We start from the raw sequence: 18,720 nt of genomic DNA, 5'->3' as shown, positions 1-18,720 counted from the left end.
ATTAATAACAACTGACAAACATGAAACAGAGACTGTTCGTTACATTAAGTTTGGCAGGATTGGCTATGGCAACCTTCGGTGCAACCAAACCGAAGGCTGCCATTAAGTCGTTGAATAAGGCGACCGTCCAGCAGCCAACTTACACAGAATGGCACGACCTTCAGGTGAATGCCATTAATCGTTTTCCGTTGCACACTAATTTCTTCACCTATCCGGCAGATGACTGGGTTTCTGAGAAAGACGGTAAGATTGTGAGCAATGATATCCTGCACATGAACAAGACGGAAAGCAAGTATTTCCTTTCGCTCGACGGAACCTGGAAGTTCAACTGGGTGGCTAATGCCGACCAGCGTCCTACCGACTTCTACAAGGAAGATCTTGATGATTCCAAATGGAAGACCATGAATGTTCCTGGCAACTGGGAGATGAATGGATTCGGTGATCCAGAATACGTGAACGTAGGCTTTGGCTGGCGCGGACATTTTGACCAGCAGCCACCAGCAGTTCCTACCAAGGACAACCATGTAGGTTCTTACCGCCGTATCATCGACATCCCTGCCAACTGGGATGGCAAGCAGGTTGTAGCCCATTTCGGTAGCGTAACTTCCAACATCTATCTCTATGTAAACGGCAAGTTTGCCGGATATGCAGAGGATAGCAAGGTGGCTGCCGAGTTTGACATCACTCCTTATCTGAAGAAGGGCAAGAATCTGATTGCCTTCCAGACCTTCCGCTGGTGCGATGGCTCCTGGGATGAGGATCAGGACTTCTGGCGCTTGAGCGGTGTGGCTCGTGAAAGCTATCTCTTTGCCCGCGATGCCAAGTTGCATTTGGAGGATATCCGTGTTACTCCTGACCTTGTAAACAACTACAAGGATGGTGTGCTCAATATCTCTACCAAGGTAAAGGGTAACGGCAAGCTCGTCTTCACCCTCTTCGATAAGGACGGCAAGCAGGTAGCAACCACCACCGGTGTGGCTAAGAACGGTACTGCCAATTTCTCTCTGCAGGTAGCTAATCCTCAGAAGTGGAGTGCCGAGACACCTTATTTATATACACTGCAGGTTTCCCTGATTGGTACTCAGAAGAAGGACGCTATGAAGGCGGCTAGCATGACTCCTGTCAAGGTAGGTTTCCGCAAGGTGGAAATCAAGAACAAGCAGTTCCTTGTCAATGGTCAGCCTGTGCTCATCAAGGGTGCCAACCGTCATGAGATGGACCCTGACGGAGGTTACGTATTGAGCATGGAGCGCATGATTCAGGATATCAAGATTATGAAGCGCCTGAATATCAACGCTGTCCGTACTTGCCACTATCCTGATGATCCACGCTGGTACGAGCTCTGCGATGAGTATGGTATCTATGTGGTAGCTGAGGCTAACCAGGAGAGTCACGGTTTCCAGTATGGCGATGATGCAGCTGCCAAGAAGCCGATGTTTGCCAAGCAGATTCTGGAGCGCAACCAGCACAATGTTTCCATGTACTTCAATCATCCTAGTGTCGTAACTTGGAGTATGGGTAATGAGACTGTGATGGGCGATAACTTCCTGCAGGCTTACAAGTGGATCAAGAGCCAGGACCAGAGCCGTCCGGTTCAGTATGAGCAGGCTCGCAGAGGCGAGGGTACCGATATCTTCTGCCCTATGTACTATCCTGTAAGTGCTTGTGAAAAGTATGCGAAGGACCCTAACAGTCCGATGCCGCTCATCCAGTGCGAGTACAACCATACCATGGGTAACTCAGGCGGTAACCTGAAGGATTACTGGAATCTGATTCGCAAGTATCCTATCCTCCAGGGTGGTTTCGACTGGGATTTCGTTGACCAGGGCTTGCACCGCAAGGTATTGAAGCCGATGACCATCAAGAATCCTGAGAAGATGAGCAATGAAGAGCTCCGCAAGATAGAATATTGCTACGGTGGCGATTACAACAATTACGACCCTAGCGACAACAACTTCAACTGCAATGGTATCATCGGTCCAGACCGTCAGCTCAATCCTCATGCCTACGAGGTAGCCTACCAGTATCAGAACATCTGGGCTAAGATGGTGAATGCCGAGAAGGGCGAAGTAAGTGTACACAATGAGAACTTCTTCCGCGATTTAGGCAACTATGCCTTGGCATGGAGCCTCATTGAGGATGGCGTGGAGACTCAGAACGGTACCATCGCTGATATCGAAGTGGCTGCCCAGCAGACCAAGAACTTCACCATCCCTTACGACCTTTCTAAGGTAAAGGGCAAGGAGGTGTTCCTCAACATCGACTTCCGTCTGAAGAAGGCTGAACCTCTGATGGAGGCTGGTCAGATTGTGGCTTATGCCCAGCTGGCAGTGAAGGAGAAGAAGTGCTGCGGTCATTGTGCAGACAACATGGCTAAAGTTCAGGACGGCAAGAAGGTGAAGGCTAAGCTCGTCGACAAGAAGGGCGAGCAGGATATCACCGTTACTACTCCTGATCTGACCGTGAAGGTGAACCGTACCACCGGTCTCATCTCTGAATATACCTATCGTGGCAAGTCGCTCCTCGGCGAGGGCGGTACCCTGAAGCCAAACTTCTGGCGTGCTCCTACCGATAATGATTTCGGTGCAGGTCTGCAGAAGATGTTCAAGGTTTGGAAGAACCCTGTCATGAACCTGAAGGGTGTAGCTGTTGAAAAGGATAAGAAGACAAACACCATCAATATCTGTGCAACCTATGAGATGCCAGAAGTGAAGGGCGAGCTGGAAATCGAATATCTCATCATGCCTAACACCGGTGCGATGAAGGTAAGCCAGGAGTTTGATGCTTCTGATGATGCCAAGGTCAGCGATCTGTTCCGTTTCGGTATGCTGATGCAGTTGCCATACGATATGGACAAGAGCCAGTATTACGGTCGTGGTCCTATCGAGAACTATTCAGACCGTGAGGACTGCATGCGTATCGGAATCTACAGCGCTGATGCCGACAACCAGTACTTCCCATACATCCGTCCACAGGAGAGTGGAACCAAGGGCGATATGCGCTGGTGGAACCAGACCGATGCTTCCGGCTTCGGATTCAAGGTGAAGAGCTGCAAGCCATTCTATGCTTCCGCTATCCACTTCGATACAGAAGAACTGGATGATGGTGATGACAAGGATCAGCGTCACAGTTTCAACCTGAAGAAGTCAAAATTCACCAATCTCTTCCTCGATGCAGAGCATTCTGGTGTGGCTGGTGAGAACTCTTGGGGTGCATGGCCTTTGGAGAAATATCGCCTCCATTATGGCGATAAGAACTTCACTTTCGTGCTCATTCCATTAGATAAATAGTAGAAAAACAGGGATTTGGATAAAAATCCAATATATTTAAACAGAAAATCCACCTCATTTGGGGTGGATTTTTTTATCTTTGCACCACCTATCACGGAAAAGTGTAGGTACAGCCTAAAAATAAACAATAACGAACAATATGAGAAAAGCAAAAATTTTCGCAGCAGCATTGCTGGCGATGTCTTCACTCGGAGCTTTCGCACAGCATCAGTTTACTGTTCAGGCTAACAAGCCTGGAGCAGAAATCCAGCCTACCATGTACGGTATCTTCTTCGAGGATATCAACTTCGGTGCCGATGGTGGTCTTTATGCAGAGATGGTAGAGAACCGTTCCTTCGAATTTCCACAGCGTCTGATGGGATGGAATACATTCGGAAATGTAACCCTCAGCGACGTAAAACCTGCCTTCGACCGCAATCCTCATTATGTAACACTTGAGAGCGCAGGCGCGCGTGAGAAGCAGACTGGTCTTGAGAACCGTGGCTTCTTCGGCATGGGCTTGAAGAAGGATATGAAGTACGATTTCACCGTATATGGCCGTCTTCATCTCATCGATGGCAAGCAGGGCAAGATTCGCGTAGAACTCGTCAATTCAAAGAATGATGTCATTGCCAAGCAGGTCATCAACATCACCAATAATAAATGGCAGAAGCTTACTGCTACCCTTACTTCTCCTCAGACCGATCCTAAGGGATTGATGCGAGTATATCTGGAGAAGGGTTCTGAGAGCGTAGACCTCGACCATCTCTCTCTCTTCCCAGAGGACAACTGGAATGGTCTCCGTGCCGACCTCGTACAGGATTTGGCTGACTTGAAGCCAGGCATCTTCCGTTTCCCTGGCGGATGTATCGTAGAGGGAACCGACCTCGATACCCGTTATGAGTGGAAGAACTCTGTGGGTGCTCCTGAGAACCGTCCTCTGAACGAGAACCGCTGGAGAGATACCTTCCCACATCGCCTTTTCCCTAACTACTATCAGTCATTGGGCTTGGGCTTCTACGAGTACTTCCTCCTTTCTGAGAAGATTGGTGCTGAGCCATTGCCAATTCTCTCTGTAGGTCTGGCTTGCCAGTATCAGAATGATGATAAGGATCCTAATGCGCATGTGGCAGTCAAGGATCTCCAGAGCTATATCGACGATGCACTCGATCTCATCGAGTTTGCCAATGGTCCTGTTACCTCTAAGTGGGGTAAGCTCCGTGCCGATATGGGGCATCCTGCTCCATTCAACCTGAAGCAGATTGGTATCGGTAACGAGCAGTGGGGACCTATGTACCCTGAGCGTCTGCAGAAGTTCATGGAGCAGATTCATGCCAAGTATCCTAAGATCAAAATCTGCGGTTCATCAGGTCCATCTGCTGATGGCAAGGATTTCGACTATGGTTGGGAGCAGATGCGCAAGTTGGGCGTAGATATGGTAGATGAGCATTACTACAAGAGCCCTGAGTGGTTCCGCAACAATGCCAGCCGTTACGACAAGTACGACCGCAAGGGTCCTAAGGTATTTGCCGGCGAGTATGCTGCCCATGCCGAGCACGATCCTAACTCTTGGGAGGCTGCGCTTTCTGAGGCAGCTTTCATGACGGGTTTGGAGCGTAATGCCGATGTGGTTTATCAGGCTACCTATGCACCTCTCTTCGCTCATGTAGAGGGATGGCAGTGGCGTCCGGACCTCATCTGGTTCGATAACCTCAGCTCTGTCCGTTCTGCCAACTACTATGTTCAGCAGCTCTACGGCGAGAACAAGGGTACCAATGTGTTGAAACTTACCGAGAACGGCAAGGCGGTAGCAGGCGAGAATGGTCTCTATGCCTCTGCTTGTTTCGACAAGGCTACCAAGAGCTACATCGTGAAGATTGCCAACACCTCTAACGAGGAGAAGGAAATCAACGTCACCTTCAATGGCATCAAGAAGCTGAATCCTGGCAAGATGACTGTTCTCCATGCTGATGATATCCAGGCAGAGAACAAGATTGACAACAAGAACGTGGTTGTTCCTGTAGTATCTGATGCTCTGGCTAACGGTAACGTCCTGAATGTCAAGATGAAGGCAAATAGTTTTGTGGTATATAAATTCTAAGAGTTGGTGCGTTTTTTAACGCAAGTTTTCTGTATAAGGTAAAAAGATGATGAGAATCCCTTGCGGCAGCGATGCCGCAAGGGATTGTTTTTTTCTCCCGATGCCCTTGAAATTACATGGCGACGCAGGAATCTCTGTGTCGGGACGTATGAATGGTTACGTTGCCATGTGGTAAAGTCTACGTCGGGACGTAATTTTAGATGATGCCCAAATCCAGGCTCTTACTTTGGGCACCCGATGCCCATAATACGGTCTGAGTATTTCTGCAGACTATTAACGGCTTCTCAATAGGGATAATGCATAGAGAGGCAGTATGGTGACATGCCTTATGGCGTCATCGTCCTGCTTGTCAATGTAATCGAATGCTCCAAAATTCTCTAAGGAACAACGGAAGGCTTCGGTGAGTTTTTTCTCTCTCATGAATAGCCAGAGACTCTTCATGCCGCCCTGGGTGCCCGATTTGATTTCGATAGGGGTAATTTTCATGTTGTGGATTTCCAGATAGTCTATCTCGGCAACACTCTTCCCCTTCTGCTCCCAATAAAACATCTTCTGGCGCTGGATGCATGGTTTGTAACGCATCATCTCGAGTCCGGCAACCATTTCTGTTACACCTCCCTTATTGACAAGTTCCTGAGGGGTGCCGGCTAAAATAAGTTCTATGAGCTGCTGAGACAGGTCGCCTTCCAGTTGAAGCACAGCTAACAGTAATCCTGGGTCCAGAAAGAGAACCTTCATGCTTTTCTCGTCAGCTTCCGCATCCAGCGGAATACCATTGCCCGAGGTAGCGACCACAGGAGTAACGATTCCTGCAAGTGTCAACAGACGGAGGGCTTCTCTGATTTGTGAACTCTGATAATCTGCAGATATTTGCTTGTATGTCAACTTCTCTCCTGCCTGATGACAGATACCACGCATCGTTGTGCGCAGTAAATCTGGGTTGACTCTCTTTTTATACTTGCTGAAATCATCTTCGTATGTCAGTATGATGTCTTCCTGGATGTTTCTGCATCGGTTGAAATCGTGTGTCTTGGTCCATGCCAGAACAGATTCCGGCATGCCTCCAACAAGCAGGTAGGTGCGGAAGTATTCCACGAGTTTATCATGGAAGGCTTGATCTAAAGACTGGTTTCCGTATGCTTCATTTCGGAGAAGGATGAGCCCTTCTTCGTGATTGGCATACAGAAATTCATCGAAAGTCATCGGATACATGAAGAGCGAGTGAATCCTTCCTACTCCAAAAGTAGGGAGTTCCTGAAGCGTAAATTCCAGAAGTGATCCTGCGGCTATGACATGCAGCTCAGGATAATCTTCCTTGAAGAAGCGTAGTGCCATGATGGCTTCAGGGCATTCCTGGATTTCGTCGAGAAAGAGAAGCGTCTTACCTGCTTCTATAGGGACATTGATATAGCTGCTGATTTTTTTAGCAATCAATCGTACGTCAATATCCCCCTGGAAGAAGGTTTTGATTGCCTTGTTACGTTCGAAGTTTACCTCGGCGAAATACTCGAATTGCTTTCCAAAGTTTTTAACTGCTGATGATTTTCCAACCTGTCGGGCACCACGAAGCAGCAAGGGTTTCCGCATGGAATCTTCCTTCCAGGCGATGAGTTCTGAGTCTATGTTTCTATGTATATATTCTGTCATAATCGTAACTCTTTGAATAACAGGCGCAAATATAGCGAAAATACTCAAATCCGAGAAATAAATTGCGTTAAAATACTCAAATCCGAGAAATAATCGGCGATAAAATACTCAAATCCGAGAAATAATATGCGTGAATCAATCTTTGTCCCAAAGTTTGCACACCTCCCAGAGGTGGTTACAGTGGTTGCGGTTACAGAAGTTACTAACACATTTCTGCAGGGCATTTTTGGTGGTATCAGAAAAAAGTCGTATCTTTGCAAACAATAAGTAATCATGACTTTATTGAGAACTGAAATAATAACAATTTAAAATTAGATGAGTATGAAAAGACGAATCTTTCTGATGGCTGTTCTTAGCCTGGTGTTTGTGACAAGTGGTTTCGCACAGTTTCAGAGATCAATATTCAACCATGTTGGTTTGAATGTGGGTGCTGGTACTGAGGGTATCAACGTGGGTGTGGCTGCTCCTCTCACCAATTATCTTGAGCTGGAGGCGGGAGTCAGTCTCATGCCAAGCATCAAGGCTAATGCCGATGTTGACTTGCACTCGAATGTATCGCTCAACGTGCAGGGAGTGGCGGTGAGAATCCCAGATGCTACGGTGAATACCGAGGTAGATATCGCTCGTACTACCTTCAACGTCAAGGCACATCTCTATCCTTTTGGAGGAAACAGCAAGTTCTTCCTTACCGGTGGTTTCTCATTCGGCAATCCTAAAATCGCCAAACTGAGCGGCCATAGTGACGAGATTGAGAGATTCGCCAACCAGTATCCAGCTTACAAGCAGGAAATCCTTGACCTGGTCAGCGTGGGACTGGCTGATTATAACGTGAAGCTGGACGATAACTTTGATATCCATGGCGACATCCGCTGCAATTCCTTCCGTCCTTATCTGGGTCTGGGCTTCGGCAGACTGGTTCCCAAGAAGCGCGTAGGTGTACGTGTGGAACTGGGATGCCAGTTTATGGGAACCCTGAAGGTTTACCAGAACGATGAGAAGGTGGAAATCAACAAGGTGTTGGACGATACGATGGGCGATGATGCTGACGACATCTCCAAGTTTATCGAAGACTGGAAGTACTATCCGGTGCTCAAATTGCAGATTGTAGGCAGAATCTTCTAAGGTTGCCAAGATGGGGAAAAATAGTTGGCAGGTGCATGGAACGGTGAACTTTTGCAGGCTATGTACAAGAAAAGTTTGAATTTTGCATAAAAAATACGCTCAAACGCTAGCAATCTGCTCATTTTTTCGTAACTTTGCACCCGCAAACTTATAAATAATAAAAGAAGAATGGCTAATTTGAGATTTGAGGTTGTAGCCGAGGCCTTTAAGAAAAGACCTGTAGAGGTAGAGGCTCCCAAGGTGCGCCCTTCGGAGTACTTTGCCAAGTATGTATTCAACCGTCAGAAGATGTACAAGTATCTGCCATCTGATGTGTACGAGAAACTCATCGATGTGATTGATAATGGTACTCGTCTGGACCGTTCCATCGCTGATGCCGTGGCTGCCGGCATGAAGCTCTGGGCTGAGGAAAACGGGGTAACACATTATACTCACTGGTTCCAGCCATTGACAGAAGGTACTGCCGAGAAGCATGATGCCTTCGTGGAGCACGATGGAAAGGGGGGTATGATAGAAGAATTCTCTGGCAAGCTGCTCGTACAGCAGGAACCTGATGCCAGCTCATTCCCTAACGGCGGTATCCGCAACACCTTCGAGGCTCGTGGCTATTCTGCATGGGATCCAACATCGCCTGTGTTTATCATCGACGATACCCTCTGTATCCCTACCATCTTTATATCTTATACCGGTGAGGCTTTGGACTACAAGGCTCCATTGCTCCGCTCGCTCCATACCCTGAGTGAGGCGGCTACCGAGGTGTGCCACTATTTTTACCCTCAGGTGAAGAAGGTGCAGACCAATCTCGGTTGGGAGCAGGAGTACTTCCTGGTAGACGAGAGCCTTTACTCGGCTCGTCCTGACCTGATGCTCACGGGTCGTACCCTGATGGGACACGACTCTGCAAAGAACCAGCAGATGGACGACCATTATTTCGGAACCATCCCTGAGCGTGTGCAGGCTTTCATGAAGGATTTGGAAGTACAGGCGCTCGAACTCGGCATCCCTTGCAAGACCCGTCATAACGAGGTGGCACCAAACCAGTTTGAGCTGGCACCAATCTATGAGGAATGCAATCTTGCCGTAGACCATAATATGCTCCTGATGAGTCTGATGAAGCGTGTGGCTCACAAGCACGGTTTCCGTGTGCTCCTTCACGAGAAGCCATTTGCCGGTGTGAATGGTTCGGGCAAGCACAACAACTGGAGTCTCTGCACCGATACCGGCGTACTGCTCCATGCAGCAGGCAAGACACCGGAGGACAACCTCCGCTTCGTAGTCTTCATCGTAGAGACCCTGATGGGCGTTTACAAGCACAACGGACTGCTGAAGGCTTCTATCATGAGTGCTACCAATGCGCATCGTCTGGGAGCCAACGAGGCACCACCAGCCATCATCTCTTCATTCCTCGGAAAGCAGTTGACCGACCTGCTCGACCATATCGAGAAGGCAGACAAGGAAGAACTCTTTGCTCTGGCTGGCAAGAAGGGTATGGAGCTGGATATCCCTGAGATTCCAGAGCTGATGATTGATAATACCGACCGCAACCGTACCTCTCCATTTGCCTTCACCGGTAACCGTTTCGAGTTCCGTGCTGTAGGTTCAGAGGCCAACTGTGCTTCATCCCTCATCGTATTGAATGCTGCCGTAGCTGAGGCTCTTGAAGACTTCAAGACTCGTGTAGATGCCTTGATAGCAAAGGGTGAGGACCAGACATCGGCTATTATAGATATTGTACGCGAGGATATCAAGACCTGCAAGCCTATCCGCTTCGACGGCAACGGCTATTCAGATGAGTGGAAGGAAGAGGCTCAGAAGCGAGGTCTGGACTGCGAGGCATCCTGTCCGGTAGTCTTCGACCGTTATCTGGACAAGGAAAGCATCGAGATGTTTGCCAAGACCAACGTGATGAGCGAGAGCGAGCTGAAGGCGCGCAATGAGGTGAAGTGGGAGACCTATACCAAGAAGATTCAGATTGAGGCTCGTGTGATGGGCGACCTGAGCATGAACCACATCATCCCAGTGGCAACCCACTATCAGAGCCGTCTGGCAAAGAATGTAGAGGGCATGATTCACATCTTCGGTGGCGAGGAAGGCAAGAAACTGACAGCCCGCAACGTGAAGATTATCCGTGAGATAGCCGAGCGCACCGAGGCAATAGAGCGTGGTGTAGAGGCATTGGTAGAAGCCCGCAAGGTAGCCAACAAGATAGAGAGTGAGCGCGAGAAGGCAGTAGCATATCACGACACGGTAGCTCCAAAGATGGAGGAAATCCGTTATCAGATAGACAAGCTCGAGCTTCTCGTAGCCGATGAACTTTGGACATTGCCTAAGTATCGTGAGCTGCTGTTCATCAGATAATATTTCCAGGATTAGGAATTAAGATAATAAAAAAGAGTGCATTGTTTGTTACAGTGCACTCTTTTTTTTTATCACCTTGCTCCAGTCAACATCAACGCTTTTTTGTCAGCGTTAAAAAAGTTGGCAAAATATCTGTCTATCTTCGTGCTTTTTGTCCGTTTTTCCAAGATTTAACACTTTGCCTAATTAAAAAGAGGGTGTGTCATAAGTCTAGATAATAGTTGGCGCATAACAGTTGATTACCGCATGCACAACAGCTGTTGTGCATGCGTATATCAGCTGTTATGCAAGCGCACAACAGCTGTTGTGCGACCGGAGATACTGACTACCTCAACAACATATCCTATCTCTTCCAACAACATATCCTATCTCTTCCAACAACTTATCCTGTCTTTTCCAACAACAAGAAGAGGGTGAATAATTATCTTATGACGCACCCTTTTAGATTCCGGGAATATGGTAAAGTTGGTTAAAAGTAATATAAAGAACGTGAGGAAGTTTGTTTCCTTGCTTGTTTTTTAGTTCTTTTGCCCCATAATTATGGATTCAAGTGTGGAAAATGTGGAGAATTACACAAAAGAGGTATCAAAAATGTGTAAAACTCCACATTTTTCCCACTTCAATTAAAATACAGGGATACGTTTAATAGTATGGTTATTCAAAAAAACTAGGGTGTTGTAAATATTTATATCCATAATTAGCTTCCTTGGTTTGGGGTAATCTAGCAGTGAGAAAATGGATTTCAACATGCGTGTTGCCCTTTTTTTATCACGGAAGAACCTGATGTTACCTCATCATTATAGTCGGCACTTTTACAGAATAAGTTTTTTCAGATTGCAGAACGATAGGAACGTAATCTGTCAGCAGTTTATTGCGGTCGAAAAGCATACTTTTTGCTTTTGACGAATGTATAATGACAAGATGATACTTTGTTGCCCTATTGCGGTTTTATGCTATCTATTTTTTATTAATTTCTCGATTTATCTTACTAAAAATAGAATGTTTTTAAAGATTTTATGCAAAAAAAAGATAATATTTCATATTTTTGTTGTAATTTTGCAGCCGATATCACATTATTCTATAATAATTTAAAAAAAGACGAGAAATTATGGAAAAAAGACTCTCGCTCTTCTTTGTTTGTCTCTTGATGAGCATCGGAGCAGCGTTTGCCCAGATTGACGTATCTGGAACCGTAATATCTGCAGATGACAACGAACCGATTATTGGTGCCTCTGTTTTAATTTCTGGGAGGGCAGCCACTAAGGGTACAGTCACAGATGTTGACGGTAACTTTAAACTGAATGTTCCTAATGGAACTAAACTCGTGTTTAGTTACGTGGGAATGAAAAGTCAGACAGTACTTGCCTCTGCCCACATGAAGGTGGTGCTTCATCCAGAAGCACAGTTGCAGGAGGTAGTTGTTACTGGTTTACAGAAAACAGACCGACGCTTATTTACCGGTGCTACCGACCGAGTAAACGCCGAGGAAGCTAAATTGAATGGTGTTGCCGACATCAGCCGCTCTCTTGAGGGTCGTGCTGCCGGTGTATCCGTGCAGAACGTGAGTGGTACCTTTGGTTCTGCTCCGAAGATCCGTGTGCGTGGTGCAACATCTATCTACGGTTCTTCCAAGCCTCTTTGGGTAGTGGATGGCGTTATCATGGAGGATGTTTCCGACGTGAGTGCAGACGACTTGGCTTCCGGTGACCCGGAGACCCTGATTTCTTCTGCCATCGCAGGATTGAACTCTGATGATATCGAAAGCTTCCAGATTCTGAAGGACGGTTCCGCTACATCTATCTATGGTGCGCGCGCGATGGCAGGTGTCATCGTCGTTACTACCAAGAAGGGTAAGCAGGGACAGGCTCACTTGAACTACACCGGTGAGTTTACCACCCGCCTCATTCCATCTTATGGCAATTTCGATATTCTCAACTCTCAGGACCAGATGGCCATCTACAAGGAGCTGAAGGATAAGGGATGGCTCAATCTTTCTGATATCCTCAATGGCAGCGACTATGGTGTATACGGAAAGATGTATGAGATGATCAACACCTACAACAGCACCACTGGTATGTTTGGTCTCGCCAACACCCAGGAGGCTCAGAATGCTTACCTGCAGCAGGCAGAGTATCGCAATACCAACTGGTTTAAGCAGCTTTTCTCTTCTGCCATCATGCAGAACCACTCTGTTAGCTTGAGCGGCGGTACCGAGAAGAGTAACTACTACGCTTCACTTTCTGCCATGGTTGACCCGGGATGGTACAAGGATAGCAAGGTGAATCGTTATACCGTGAGCATGAATATGACCCATCATATTCTGGATAATCTCTCTGTCAACCTGATTGGTGGCGGTTCTTACCGTAAGCAGAGAGCTCCAGGTACTCTGGGACAGGATGTGGATGTGGTATCAGGTCAGGTGAAGCGTGACTTCGATATCAACCCATATTCTTACGCCCTGAACACATCACGTGCGCTGGATCCTTATACTTATTATCATGCCAACTATGCAGCATTCAACATCCTGCATGAGCTGGAGAGCAACTACATCGACCTGAACGTGGCTGATGCCAAGTTCCAGATGGAGCTGAAGTGGAAGCCTTTCAAGGATCTGGAACTCTCTACACTGGGTGCCATCAAGTATAGCACTTCTTCGCAGGAGCACAACATCCTGGAGGATTCAAACCAGGCGTTGGCTTACCGCGCCATGGACAACTCGCTGATTCGCGATGCCAACAAGCTGCTCTTCACTGACAAGGACGACCTCTATGCCCTGCCAGTATCCGTATTGAAGCAGGGTGGTATCTATCAGCGCACAGAGAACCGTATGTTGGACTATGACTTCCGTGCCACAGCCAACTATAACCATACTTTTGCGCATAAGCACATCGTCAACCTCTTCGGTGGCCTCGAGACTACCAGCATCAGCCGTAACCGCAGCTGGTTTAACGGCTGGGGCATGAACTACCGTGGCGAGACTGCTTACTTTGAGTATCTCTATTTCAAGAAGTTGGATCAGGAGAACTCCAACTACTACAGCCTGCGCAACACCGATTCACGCAGTGCCGCATTCTATGCCAATGCCACTTATTCGTTCAACGGAAAGTATGTAGTGAACGGAACATTCCGCTACGAGGGTTCTAACCAGATGGGCCGTACCACCAAGGCACGCTGGATGCCTACATGGAACGTATCCGGTGCCTGGAACGTACACGAGGAGAGCTTCTTCCCTAAGCTCAAGCCATTGTCAAGCCTCACCTTCCGTGTGTCTTACAGTTTGACAGGTACTCCTCCTGATGCATCTTACTGCAATGCGCTCACCAAGCTCTCTATGAATACTCCTTACCGTCCTACTACTACCGACAAGGAGTTGGGATTCGTGGTAGCAGCACTCGGTAACGACGAGCTTACCTACGAGAAGAAGCACGAGTTCAACTTCGGTGTGGATGCAGGTTTCTTCAACAACCGTCTGAACGTGACCTTCGATGTATATCAGCGTCGCAACTTCGATGAGATTGCTCCTACCGTTACCCAGCTCTATGGCACAGCCTATGCCAACGTAGGTTCCATGAAGTCATGGGGTGAGGAGTTGAGCATCTCTTCTACCAACGTGAAGACCAACGATTTCAGCTGGCAGACCAGTCTGATCTACTCTCACAACCGCACAGAGATTACCAACCTCTACAATCAGGGTCGCGTCATCGACCTGGTTCAGGGTAACGGTTTTGCGAAGCAGGGTTATCCAGCGCGTGCCTTGTTCTCAATCCCATTCGTGGGCATCAACGAGAAGGGCAATCCTGTATGCATCAACGAGAAGGGCCAGGCTACCGTGGGTGACCTCAACTTCCAGGAGCGTAACAATACGGACTATCTGATTTACGAGGGCTCTACAGACCCTATCTACAATGGTTCCCTGGGTAATACCTTTAACTATAAGGGTTTCCATCTGAACCTGTTCCTTACATACGCCTTCGGCAACGTGGTGCGCCTTGACCCGGTTTTCAAAGCCAAGTATAACGACTTGACATCAATGACCCACGATTTCAAGAACCGCTGGATGCAGCCTGGTGATGAGAATGTTACCAATGTGCCTGGTGTAGTGAGCCGTTATGAGTATGAGCAGAACCGTACATTGCTGAACACTGCCTACAATGCTTACAACTATACTTCTGTTCGTACAGCCAAGGGTGACTTCATCCGCCTGAAGGAGATTTCACTGGCATACGACTTCCCACACCGCTGGTTGGAGAACTCACCAGTGAACAACATCTCATTGAAGCTTCAGGCTACCAACCTCATGCTGCTCTATGCAGACAAGAAGCTGAACGGTCAGGATCCTGAGTTCATGAATGCGGGTGGTGTGGCTTCGCCAATGCCAAAGCAGTTTACTCTTACATTGAAACTTGGACTTTAATTATTGTAGAAAATAAAAATGAAAATAAAGAAATTATATATCGCCATTGTAGCGTTGGCACTGTCGGCTGGCATGACTTCCTGCAACGATTATCTGGACAAGCAGCCAGATAGCCGTCTGGACCTGCAGAGCCCTACCGATGTGTCGAAGCTCCTGGTTAATGCCTACCCACAGGTGCATCCAGCCTATCTGCTGGAGATGTATTCTGACAATACCGATTGTAACCTGAACACCGGTTGGGATGCTGCCGACCGCTTTCAGCAGCAGGCATACGAATGGGCCGACATCACTGAGACCAGTGCTTACGAGGCTCCTGCTACTTACTGGTCTACCTATTATGATGCCATTACCACAGCCAATATCGCTTTGGAACACATCAACAGTCAGAAAGATCAGAGCTCTTATTCTGCCCAGAAGGGTGAGGCTCTCCTGTGCCGTGCCTATGCCATGTTCCAGTTGGCTAACGTATTCTGCATGGCTTACGACGAGACCACAGCAGCCACAGACCTGGGCCTTCCTTACCCAGAGGTGGTTGAAACCAATGTACACGTGAAGTACGACCGTGGTACCCTTGCCGAACTCTATGCCAAGATTGACAAGGATTTGCAGGAAGGCTTGAAGCTGGTAGGTTCTACCTACGACAAGCCTAAGTTCCACTTCACATCTACTTCTGCTGCCGCTTTCGCAGCCCGTTTCTACCTCTATTACCAGAAGTATGACAAGGCTGTGGAGTATGCCAACAAGGTATTGGGCAGCAACGCCAAGGGTATGCTGAGAGACTGGAACACCTGGGGTGCTCTTTCTGCCAACAAGCAGATTCAGCCTAATGCCTACATCAACTCATCTGTGAAGGCAAACCTGCTGCTGCAGGTGGTTGTTTCTGAATGGGGAGTCATCGGAGGTCCGTTCCAGTATGGTGACAAGTATGCACACAGTGCCATCGTAGCAGCCAAGGAAACCGTTCAGTCAGAAGGTCCTTGGGGCTTCAGCGACAAGGTGTTCAACTACACCGTGTTCTCTAATGCATCGCTTTCAAAGTATATCGTACGTAAGGTTCCTTACGATTTCGAGTATAGTGATATCCAGGCAGGTATCGGTACTCCTCACGCAGTATATGCAGAGTTTACAGCCGATGAGACCCTGCTCGTAAGAGCAGAGGCACAGGCATTGCTCGGTCATTATGCAGAGGCTCTGAACGATTTGAACACCGAGTTGGCTGCCTTCTCAAAGACGGGCGTGCAGCTTACCCTGGATGACGTGAAGAAGTTCTACAGCGATGCAGTTACCGCTTATTACACTCCTGAGAAGCCAACTCCACGCAAGGCATTCCACACCGCCTTCGCCATCGACAAGGATACAGAGGAGCCTATGCTGCAGTGCATCCTTCACCTGCGCCGAATCATGACCGTTCATGAGGGCTTGCGCATGCAGGATGTGAAGCGCTACGGCATCACCATCTATCGCCGTGACGTGAAGAGCAACTACAAGATTACAGACATCACCGACACCATGGAGGCACGCGACCCACGTCTCGCCATCCAGTTGCCACAGGATGTAATCATTGCAGGTGTTACACCAAACCCTCGTAATAAGTAAAAAAACATAAAGTAATAGTAAGAAATGAAACATAATATATATATGTTGATGTTGGCATTGGTGATGGGCCTGGGCTTCGTGTCTTGCTCAGACAATGACCCGGACGATCCAACTATCTTCCCTGTCACCTCTCCACAGAGAGACAGCCTGGACTTGTGGTTGCAGAAGAACTATACCAGTCCTTACAACATCGATTTCAAGTATAAGATGGAGGACATCGAGTCTGACTATACTTATACCCTGACTCCAGCCGACTCGGCAAAGTCTGCCAAGCTGGCTATCATCATCAAGTATCTCTGGCTCGATTCATACGCCGAGGTGCTGGGTCCTGATTTCGTGAAGCACAATGTGCCAAGAGTAATCCACCTGATTGGTAGTCCGGCTTACAACAGCAACGGAACCATGGTTCTGGGTACTGCCGAGGGCGGTTTGAAGGTAACACTCTACATGGTGAACAACCTGACCGATGCCATGCTTGAGAGCTATGCATCGATGACTCAGTATTACTTCCACACCATGCACCACGAGTTCACCCACATCCTGAACCAGAAGAAGCCTTACGACACATCTTATAACAAGATTACCGAGTCGGGCTACGTGAGTGGTAACTGGTATCAGATTCAGGATTCTGAGGCTCACGGCAAGGGCTTTGTTACCCCATACGCCATGTCTGAGGGTTTGGAGGACTTTGCCGAGATGCTTTCTACCTATATCACTTATACTCCTGAGCAGTGGCAGGCTATCCTCGACGATGCCCAGAAGGTAGGTGGCGACGAGGCTGTAGCTGCATTGAACCAGAAGCTTAACATCGTGAGAAACTACATGCAGGATTCATGGAACGTGGATATCGATGTGTTGCGTGCAGCCATCCTGCGTAGAGGCAGTGAGTTGAGTTCTTTGGATTTGGAACATTTAAAATAGAATAGATTTATGAAACATATATTTATAGCTATCGTTTGCTTGTTGGGCAGCATGAGCTTGCAGTCGTGTCTGCACGATGACAAGGAATTCTTCGACGAGTCGGCTGCCAACCGCATCGAGAGCACCGTTGAGAATACCCAGAAGATTCTGGAATCTTCTGAGAACGGATGGCAGCTTCACTATTTCACAGGCAAGGGAATGACCGGTGGCGGCTACACCTTCCTCATGAAGTTTGCCAATGGCAAGGTGACCGTGGCTGGCGATACAGCCGTTGCTGCACCTACCGAGCGTGCCACATCCAGTTATACCGTTGACCGCAGCATGGGACCTGTGCTCTCTTTCAACACCTATAACGACATCTTCCATTTCCTGGGAGAGCCTACATACGGCAATATAGAAGGTGAGCAGGGCGACTGGGAGTTCGTGATTACCAAGCTTACAGAAGACAGCATCTTCGTAAAAGGAAAGAAGTGGGAGAACGAGATGGTATTCACCCGCATGGCTGACGGCGTAGACTGGACTTCCTATCTGGACAGCATCGCCGACGTGCAGAAGCGCCTGGGCGTGAACTACAGCGTGGGCAATTCTTCGGATGCCAGCAAGATGGTGGAGATTAATTCCGCCACACGACGCATTCTTTCGCGCACTGCCGACGGACAGATGGTAGAGCAGCCTTTCTATGTTACTTCTACCGGTATCCATGCCGTTAACGAGCCTGTGGCTCTGGGTGAGGATAAGGCACAGGACTTCCTGGTAAGCAAGGCAGGTGTGATGACAGCAAAGGACAACGAGGATCTGACCTTGAATTCCTATGCTCCTGGCATCGATACCTGGGTAGGCGAGTGGACACTCTCAGCCATGCAGGGTTCCTGCGATATGACCATCTCGAAGGTGGAAGACCAGGAGAACATGCTGAAGGGTACATTTACCGCTGGCGGATATACCTATAATATCGGATTGAGCTTCAACCCGGAGACGGGTGCCCTCAACCTGCCTTCTCAGCTGATTGAAGACCCTAGCGGCAGATATCCTGCCCTGTGGCTGATGAACGCCGACCTGAATCAGGGAACATTGCTCGGACAGGGTGGTATGAACGTGGTATGGCACGGCGTATCTCAGGAAGGTGACTTCGAGGACGATGGCACTCTTGCCTCAGAAGGCTATGCCTCAGATTCATTTGTCGCCCTGGCTTGTACCACACAGGGAGAGCCTATCACGGAGAATGGTCGGTATGTGTTTGTCATCGAATGGTATTATCTTTCTAATTTGACTCCAAACAAATAAACAAGTAA

General features: G+C 48.1%; 9 protein-coding genes. 8 read left to right on the top strand and 1 reads right to left on the bottom strand.

Annotated elements, in window-relative coordinates; all coding sequences use genetic code 11:
* Positions 1-20: 20 nt before the first annotated feature.
* A complete protein-coding gene (locus tag ACTQ16_RS01150; RefSeq protein ID WP_441935703.1) occupies positions 21-3,290 on the top strand; it encodes a glycoside hydrolase family 2 TIM barrel-domain containing protein in 3,270 nt (1,089 codons plus the stop codon).
* A 139-nt stretch (positions 3,291-3,429) separates the two neighbouring features.
* Positions 3,430-5,370: an alpha-L-arabinofuranosidase C-terminal domain-containing protein gene (locus tag ACTQ16_RS01145; RefSeq protein ID WP_441935701.1), complete on the top strand. Its 1,941-nt coding sequence runs from the start codon at positions 3,430-3,432 to the stop codon at positions 5,368-5,370.
* 273 nt (positions 5,371-5,643) lie between these two features.
* On the opposite strand, the gene ACTQ16_RS01140 is transcribed toward ACTQ16_RS01145, so the two are convergent.
* Positions 5,644-7,017 (bottom strand): ATP-binding protein, encoded by a 1,374-nt coding sequence (locus ACTQ16_RS01140; protein ID WP_441935699.1) that lies wholly within the window; start codon positions 7,015-7,017, stop codon positions 5,644-5,646.
* Positions 7,018-7,338: 321 nt separating this feature from the next.
* Between ACTQ16_RS01140 and ACTQ16_RS01135 the strand changes: the two genes are divergently transcribed.
* The 6 genes from ACTQ16_RS01135 (at position 7,339) to ACTQ16_RS01110 (ending at position 18,712) form a co-directional block, all read left to right on the top strand.
* The gene (locus ACTQ16_RS01135; protein ID WP_295347011.1) at positions 7,339-8,139 is read left to right on the top strand and encodes a hypothetical protein; all 801 of its coding nucleotides are present in this window, start codon (positions 7,339-7,341) and stop codon (positions 8,137-8,139) included.
* 168 nt (positions 8,140-8,307) lie between these two features.
* Positions 8,308-10,497: a glutamine synthetase III family protein gene (locus ACTQ16_RS01130; RefSeq protein ID WP_441935697.1), complete on the top strand. Its 2,190-nt coding sequence runs from the start codon at positions 8,308-8,310 to the stop codon at positions 10,495-10,497.
* 1,108 nt (positions 10,498-11,605) lie between these two features.
* Positions 11,606-14,911, top strand: a complete 3,306-nt coding sequence (locus ACTQ16_RS01125; RefSeq protein ID WP_441935695.1) for a SusC/RagA family TonB-linked outer membrane protein — start codon at positions 11,606-11,608, stop codon at positions 14,909-14,911.
* An 18-nt stretch (positions 14,912-14,929) separates the two neighbouring features.
* A complete protein-coding gene (locus tag ACTQ16_RS01120; protein ID WP_288769720.1) occupies positions 14,930-16,507 on the top strand; it encodes a RagB/SusD family nutrient uptake outer membrane protein in 1,578 nt (525 codons plus the stop codon).
* A gap of 24 nt (positions 16,508-16,531) precedes the next feature.
* Complete coding sequence (locus ACTQ16_RS01115) at positions 16,532-17,428, top strand: zinc-binding metallopeptidase (protein ID WP_441935692.1); 897 nt, start codon at positions 16,532-16,534, stop codon at positions 17,426-17,428.
* A gap of 9 nt (positions 17,429-17,437) precedes the next feature.
* Entirely contained in the window at positions 17,438-18,712 is a 1,275-nt protein-coding gene (locus ACTQ16_RS01110; protein ID WP_288769722.1) for a DUF4302 domain-containing protein, read from the top strand.
* Positions 18,713-18,720: the final 8 nt, after the last annotated feature.

It is taken from the genome of Prevotella sp. LCP21S3_D2 (genome assembly GCF_052118345.1).
Lineage (GTDB): Bacteria > Bacteroidota > Bacteroidia > Bacteroidales > Bacteroidaceae > Prevotella.
Note: the sequence above shows the minus strand (reverse complement) of the source record. Positions and strands in the feature narration are given on the sequence as shown.